Origin of the sequence: Paracoccus simplex (assembly GCF_042648325.1) — a bacterium.
GTDB lineage: Bacteria > Pseudomonadota > Alphaproteobacteria > Rhodobacterales > Rhodobacteraceae > Paracoccus > Paracoccus simplex.
The window spans coordinates 1-6,385 of record NZ_JBHRXE010000014.1 but is presented as its reverse complement, the minus strand read 5'-3'; the positions used below and the strand labels follow the sequence as shown (position 1 = coordinate 6,385).

At 58.9% G+C, this 6,385-nt stretch carries 8 protein-coding genes; 4 read left to right on the top strand and 4 right to left on the bottom strand.

Annotated features, from left to right (window positions below; genetic code table 11):
* The 4 genes from ACFOMP_RS06730 to ACFOMP_RS06715 form a co-directional block, all read left to right on the top strand.
* Positions 1-1,388, top strand: a 1,388-nt coding sequence (locus ACFOMP_RS06730) for a type VI secretion system Vgr family protein (protein ID WP_379028758.1), incomplete at its 5' end; no start/stop codon positions are given.
* 12 nt (positions 1,389-1,400) lie between these two features.
* Positions 1,401-2,504: an ankyrin repeat domain-containing protein gene (locus tag ACFOMP_RS06725; protein WP_379028756.1), complete on the top strand. Its 1,104-nt coding sequence runs from the start codon at positions 1,401-1,403 to the stop codon at positions 2,502-2,504.
* Between the two features lie 3 nt (positions 2,505-2,507).
* Positions 2,508-4,049, top strand: coding sequence for an Mbeg1-like protein (locus ACFOMP_RS06720; RefSeq protein WP_379028754.1), 1,542 nt, complete (start codon positions 2,508-2,510; stop codon positions 4,047-4,049).
* Positions 4,050-4,067: 18 nt separating this feature from the next.
* Positions 4,068-4,277 carry a PAAR domain-containing protein gene (locus tag ACFOMP_RS06715; RefSeq protein WP_379028752.1) on the top strand — a complete coding sequence of 70 codons (210 nt, stop codon included), beginning with the start codon at positions 4,068-4,070 and terminating at the stop codon, positions 4,275-4,277.
* Positions 4,278-4,431: 154 nt separating this feature from the next.
* On the opposite strand, the gene ACFOMP_RS06710 is transcribed toward ACFOMP_RS06715, so the two are convergent.
* The 4 genes from ACFOMP_RS06710 to ACFOMP_RS06695 all read right to left on the bottom strand — a co-directional run bounded on the left by ACFOMP_RS06710 (position 4,432) and on the right by ACFOMP_RS06695 (position 6,298).
* Positions 4,432-5,139, bottom strand: a complete 708-nt coding sequence (locus tag ACFOMP_RS06710; protein ID WP_379028750.1) for a hypothetical protein — start codon at positions 5,137-5,139, stop codon at positions 4,432-4,434.
* Positions 5,136-5,333, bottom strand: coding sequence for a hypothetical protein (locus ACFOMP_RS06705; RefSeq protein ID WP_379028748.1), 198 nt, complete (start codon positions 5,331-5,333; stop codon positions 5,136-5,138). Before ACFOMP_RS06705 ends, ACFOMP_RS06710 begins: the two co-directional genes overlap by 4 nt.
* Before the next feature lie 84 nt (positions 5,334-5,417).
* Entirely contained in the window at positions 5,418-5,594 is a 177-nt protein-coding gene (locus tag ACFOMP_RS06700; protein WP_019351109.1) for a hypothetical protein, read from the bottom strand.
* Positions 5,595-6,175: 581 nt separating this feature from the next.
* Positions 6,176-6,298: a hypothetical protein gene (locus ACFOMP_RS06695; RefSeq protein ID WP_019351107.1), complete on the bottom strand. Its 123-nt coding sequence runs from the start codon at positions 6,296-6,298 to the stop codon at positions 6,176-6,178.
* Between the last annotated feature and the right edge of the window lie 87 nt (positions 6,299-6,385).

Sequence of the window (6,385 nt, the reverse complement as noted above, 5' to 3'; positions counted from 1 at the left end):
AGCATTTCTGGGACTGGTCGCCCGAGCGCAACCTGACCACCGGCGCCATCCGGCTGACCGATTACAATTTCAAGAAGCCCGACCAGGCGATGGAGGCCGACCGGCTGGGCGATGCCGCCCATGCCCAGGGCCAGATCGAGAGCTTTGATTATCCGGGCGACTATCCGGCGCAGGACGTGGGCAAGCTGGTGGCGGGGCTGCGCACCAGCCAGGAACGCGGTGCGGACCGCCGCAACCGGGCGGTGGGCGATTGCGCCAGCCTGCGGGCGGGGCGCCGGGTGACGCTTGCGGGCGATCCGGTGCCGGGCACGGGCGAGACCTATCTCTGCCTCTCGGCCTCGCATCATTTCGTGTCCGAGGCCTATGGCTCCGGCGGTTCGGGCAGCGACGGCTATGCCTTCACCGGCAGCTACGCCTTGATGCCGGACACCGCGCCGATGGTGCCGCCGCGGCGGACGGCGGTGCCCGTGGTGCACGGCCCGCAGACGGCGATGGTGGTCGGCGAGGGCGAGATCGACTGCGACGAATTCGGCCGCATCCTGGTGCGGTTCCATTGGGATCTGGCGGGGGCGCATTCGATGCGCTGCCGGGTGTCGCAGAACTGGGCCGGCGCCGGCTGGGGCGGCATGGTCATCCCCAGGATCGGCATGGAGGTCGTCGTCGAGTTCCTGGAAGGCGATCCGGACAAGCCAATCGTCACGGGATGTGTTTATAACGGGCGCAATCAGGTGCCCTACCCGCTGCCCGCCAACAAGACCGTCAGCACCTTCAAATCCGATACTCATCAGGGCGACGGTTACAACGAGTTGCGTTTCGAGGATGAGAAGGGCGAGGAAGAGGTCTTCATCCATGCGCAGCGCGATATGAACAGTAAGGTCGAACGCAATGCATCTGCACGGATCAACCGCAATTCTGTCACGAGTATCGGTCACGACCAGTCCTGCGAGGTTGGGAATACACTACGGCAAATGATCGGGGGCGACATGCACTTGGGTGTGGGGCCGGGGAGGATCGGCTCCGTCGCTCCCGCAAGTGCAGCCAATAACACTCAAGGAATAGGACCGTTGGCCGAGGCAATGGGAGATGTCGGCAGTGATCCCGGTATTGGAAACTTGATCCTAGCCGTCGAAGCAACGAAGACACAGATGATAGAGGTCGACCACAACGAGACCGTGGGGCGGGATAAGATGACCGATGTGCGCGGCAATTACACGCTGGATGTGGGGCGGCGCATCGAGATCACGGCGGGCGACAGCATCACGATCAAAGTCGGAGCTTCGCTGGTCACCTTGGATGACAGCGGCAACATAACCGTTAACGGCTCGCGGATGGCGGTGACAATGAATCAGGTGTTTGAAGCCATGTCCGACCTCATCAAGCTGAACTGACGAGTGCGCCAGATGAGACGTGCAAAACTGCTTTCATCAATCGCCTTGATGCTCGGGCTGATGAGCCCTGCCGCACATGGGTTCATCGTGCTGAAATGGGAGCCATCTCCGACCCCTCAGCAATCTCAGGTCGAGGCGTCGCCGCCCGCAGATACGGAAAGGACGAGGCCAGTGATGCAATCAAAAGACCGGGAAACCTTTGATCAGCGTTGGGCGCAAGCGCCTGAGGAAATTCGCGCTATCGCCACGGAAATTTCCAATGGTGCCGTTCCCGACGATCAGGCACTGGCTGCCTTGGGCACCGAAGCCCTGTCGCGCGGTTATCACGCACCTGCACTGGATTTTACGCGCGACGGCCAGCCGGTTCAGTATCTTGCAACGCTGCTGCAAGAGGCCGTGATGGCCTACAACCTCGAAGCGGCGCAAGCCTTGCTGGCACAGGGCGTCGATCCGAACGTGAACCACGCGGAAGCCCTGTTCATGGCGATCGAGCGGCGCACGCCGTCCGAACGAGACTTCATGCTATTCCCCGATTTTGATGCCAGTCTGCCCATTGTGCAGGCCATGCTTGATGCCGGGGCTGATCCTGATACGCAGCAATATGGGTTCCGTCACGTGACACCGTTGAGCTTGGCGGAGGGACACAGAAACCTCGGCGCGATGATTGCTCTGATCAACGCTGGTGCGGATCCGTGGCTTCGGCCGAACTTTCCTGGTGGTGGAAATACTGATAGTCTCCTGGAATCCTTGGCCTTTGGCGCAGGAAACCATGCAACTGCTGAGACACTGTTTCGCGTTTTGCGTGGGGTCAAGCTTCCCTCAGGTTCTCCAGACCAAATTGATCAGTTCCTCCACCAACTGGATTCAGTAGTAGAGACATTCGCCATGGGTTCGGGCCCGGATTCGCGCCACACGGCGTGGCGACTGGATCAGGTGCTGATCCTGGCCGGGAAGGCGCTTGATCGCACCACAGAAACCGACCGCATCCGCGCACGCCTGAGCGAGTTCAGCTATCAGGCGGATGGTGGCTGGTATCTGGCCGAAGATGAGATCCATTCCCGCTATAATGCCCCGCTGTCCGTGCCGGATCGCGGGAATCAGATCTGGGGGCCATAAGCGATGCTTGATAACCCCGGTGTTCAAAAACCGGCCCGTATTCCTGGCAATGCCGATTGGCAACCGTGCTTGAACAAGGCAGCAATGCTGATTCTTGATATTTATGATTATAAGGATACGGAACTGACGCCGCGTCTGCGTCAGGAAAAGGCAAAGCTCTGGGATCATTGGAAGCGCGGTTGGTCCATGGACTTACCGAACGGCCTGTTCTGTAGGATGTATTACCCCAAGCTTTCTGGCGGGCTGACACCGCTGGATGTCTGCCCGCCCGCGCTGGTGTTTCGCGGTTCGGAAATGAACGAGCAAGACATCGACGAATTGGCTGTCCATGTTGAGCTGACTTGCAACATCACGACATCCGGAGTGATGAGTATAGCTGGGGGGCCTTACACCTTTGCGCCCGTCATCCCGACAATATCCCCAACCGGCCGCTTTCCTCCAACGACCACGCGCGCGCAGTTGCGGGCTGCAGGGATGCATGAACAACCGTTGATTCAGGCGGCATCAGGTCGCGAGACGATTTCGGCGAGCATGGCGGGCCTGCTCGAGATCGGCACGATGCATATAGACTGGACGGGCTCTGCCTCACTTTTCTATGGCCAGAATGGCGATTGGCCGACCAATGTCTCGCAAGCGCTTGGTGAAGTGCCTCTACAATACCTCGATAGCATAAGGGCCGCCCGTCGGGCGGCAGACGAGGCTATGCAGCAGTGGAACGGCAGGCTCATGATTTTTGGTCATTCGCTTGGGGGTGGACTTGCGTCCTGCGCGGCGTTGGCGGCCAAAGCTCATCACAAGGATATTCAGGTTAGGTGTGATACCTATAATGCGGCCGGCCTGCATCAAGAAACCGCGCGTAGAGCGCAATCGTCGCTTTCACAGGCTGCCAGTGCGGGTATCCGCTCCCGCCAAGTGGCTGGTGATGTTCTGACATCGCTTCAGACTCGCAATCTCATACCGCTGGTATCGGATGTTCTGCGTTGGGGTGGGGTAACGCTTCCTCCGGCTATTCCCACATCATCGCCTAGCCAAGGAATTTCGCCTGGGAGGGAGCCAGGTATGATGTTTACGCATTGGGAAAGAGCGCCCGAATGGGAAAGGCTGCCGGTTCTGTTTCCACCTCATAGGCAGAATTTGGTTAATTCTGATTTTCAGCAACTCCAGCAGATCTCAAATGCAGCGGCAAGCGCGCCTGACTTTAGGGCTTTCGTGAGAAACCTGATCACTATGCTGTTTCAGACGCTCGGTGACAGCAACGGTCACCTCCGCAGCTGGCATTTGGCGGATTTCTATCAGGCACAAAGCGCAGCTCGGGCCCAGGTGATCAGCGCGGGACCGGTTTTTCGAGATGCTGTGGAAGCCCCGCCACCGATCCCGGCTGCGCAATACTTCAGCTTGGGAAGCGGCTCCTACATGCGCAATCAGGTCGAGCCATTTTTTAATGGGCTGATGCACGACGCAATCGGCGTGACCCATATTATGAAGGCGGCAGTTGACTATCATATGTGGGATGCATGCGCTTACACCTTCGTTCTCGAGCGCTGATTGACGATTAGGTCATGAATGGACCCGTTCGTGGGGGCCGATCAGTGGAGATGCAACATGCAACCAGTAGCGCGGCTTGGCGATGAACATGATTGCCCTGTACACGGGAAGAATCGGATCGCGCAGGTGGCATCGCGCCTAAAGCTGGAGGGCAAGGAAATCGCCACCGTCGGTGATGTGACCGAATGCGGGGCATCAATCATCTGCGGATCGCCCGGTCGCCACTGAAAAGGTACGGCCAGGCTGATCACGCCGGGAACTTCGCTTCATAGCCGTCGGTCACCACGTCCATAGCGTGATATTCTGCGGAATGCTTAAAGGCATGAGAAACGCCCGCGATCTCGGGCCGTAAATCGGCGTAAAACAGTTCGGTTATCCTGCTTCATTTCGAAATGACGGTCGAATACCACGACAGATCGTCGAGCGCGTCTTTCGTACTTCGCGCGAATCCAGTTCGCCAGGTTTTCAGCGAACTAGGACAGATTGGGCGCCGCCAGAAGCATCCCGTCAAGCTCTGCCAGGATCGGAATGGACGAGGTATTGCCTGTCTGCATCGGAAACAACTCGGGCAGAGGCGATCCCCAGCGCCCAATGCACCTCCCGGACTTTTGCCGGCAACGCGCCGTATCGTCCCCAGCGAGGACGGCATCGCCGACATGCCCAGCCTGCGTGATGCGTGATGAAATACCGAACCGATGAAGGGCATCGTGGTGGTGTAGCTTTGCAGCGTCGTCAGGATCTCGTCCTTGACCGCGAAAGCATTGAGCGATCCGCTGCTGGTCGTGGCCGGGGCGATCGCCTTGGAATTCACGCCTGCGGGATTGAAGATGATCGCGTGTAGCGTGACGTCTGGATAGAAATGGTCCAGATGGCAGCATACCGCTGCGGCTAGCCCGCCGCCCAGAGAGTGGCCGGATATTTCCATCCTTTTGTCGGCCAGCGGTAGGATTTTTTCTTCTAGGCAGCGTTCGCCATAGGCCATCGCCTCCGCGTATTGCGGCGATCCCCGGCCAGGTCCCTGATAGAGGTTGCTGACCCAGTCCCCGTTCTCCTTGGCCATAATGTCCGCCTTCATGGTCAGGCCGATCACGAACCCGTCCGCGCGTGTCCGTCCGGACTCATCAAGGATATTGATGGCGTAAAACCCATCGCCAATATTTTCTCGCGCGTCAACTCTTCCGTGCGTTGCGGAAGGGTTGGGTCGAAAATCTTGTTGAACGGGACGTTCTTCCAGAAGGGACCGTATTGCAGCCTGAGATTGGCCGCGATGCCCAGATCCCGCATGTCCTCGAAATCGGTGCCGCGGAACACAAGGCAAGGCGGGCAGGATGGTGCGCTGCTGTCTGCCGGATCCCACGATTTAACCCTCTAAAGCCACGCGACCAGACCCGAACCCGTCTGGTTGTTTAGCAGATCCCAGGTCGCCCAGTTCCGTTCCACCTCCGCCATCTTTTCCGGGTAGAATGTCTGGAAACCACCCGCTCCCGGCGAGTCCTTGTAGATATGCTTGCACAAATTGCAGGCCTGCGCCAGCAGGAGGTCCATTTGGCACTTCCGGGATGGGTCGAGCTCATTTATTTCACCCGATCCGAGTGGATTTCGTCCCAGGGAATCGTGCCCGGTTCGGGGTCGCTCCAATGATCCTTGAAAATCCTGCGCGTGCGGGTGTCGTAGGTCACGGTTTCCATGTAATGCGGATTGCGTTTCAGGACCCTTATGGCAGTGCGCTTGATTTCAAGACTGGGCTCGTCGCGACGTTGGGCATAGCCGCCAAGAGCGGTCAGGAAATGCTCCAGTTCGAGCTGGGAGCGGTGGTCGAAATAGCCCTTGTCGATCAGTCGTCCAGCAAAGCGAATTGGTGGCCGCTGGCCTCAGCCGTTGGGATTGCCGCCATGCGCAAGATAGGCGCGGATCGCGTCGTTCATGCCGTTGGTCAAGAAGATAGCCGCCCGGCATGGTCAGCGCATAGACGAGGTCGCGCTTGGAGCCTGTTCGGTCTGGCATGGTCGGGTCCGCGCCGACAGCCAGCAGCGCCTCCACAGCCGGGATATTGTCCGAGGCAAGCGCGTGGAACAGCAGGGTAATATCCTGATCGTGGCGCAAGTTCACGCGCTCGCCCAGCCAGCCTATATCACTGGCGTCGATCCGTTCCCCCATTCGATCTGCTGGACGAGCTTGTGGATGTCGCCCTCAAAATTCGGATCTTCGCTCTGGAACAGACGATCCGCGCGATAGTCGGGCTCGGTCACGGCAACCTCTCTTAGGTCATGTTGACAAATGGCGGATCCAGAGGCGGATCGATGTGATGTCGATGAAGCCCAAGAAGCTCTCCGCGG

What these genes read in the sequence shown, in the direction of transcription:
- ACFOMP_RS06725 (WP_379028756.1), top strand. Translation starts at nt 1,401, where the DNA reads ATGAGACGTGCAAAACTGCTTTCATCAATCGCCTTGATGCTCGGGCTG.
- ACFOMP_RS06720 (WP_379028754.1), top strand. Translation starts at nt 2,508, where the DNA reads ATGCTTGATAACCCCGGTGTTCAAAAACCGGCCCGTATTCCTGGCAAT.
- ACFOMP_RS06715 (WP_379028752.1), top strand. Translation starts at nt 4,068, where the DNA reads ATGGACCCGTTCGTGGGGGCCGATCAGTGGAGATGCAACATGCAACCA.
- ACFOMP_RS06705 (WP_379028748.1), bottom strand. Translation starts at nt 5,333, where the DNA reads ATGCGGGATCTGGGCATCGCGGCCAATCTCAGGCTGCAATACGGTCCC.
- ACFOMP_RS06700 (WP_019351109.1), bottom strand. Translation starts at nt 5,594, where the DNA reads ATGGACCTCCTGCTGGCGCAGGCCTGCAATTTGTGCAAGCATATCTAC.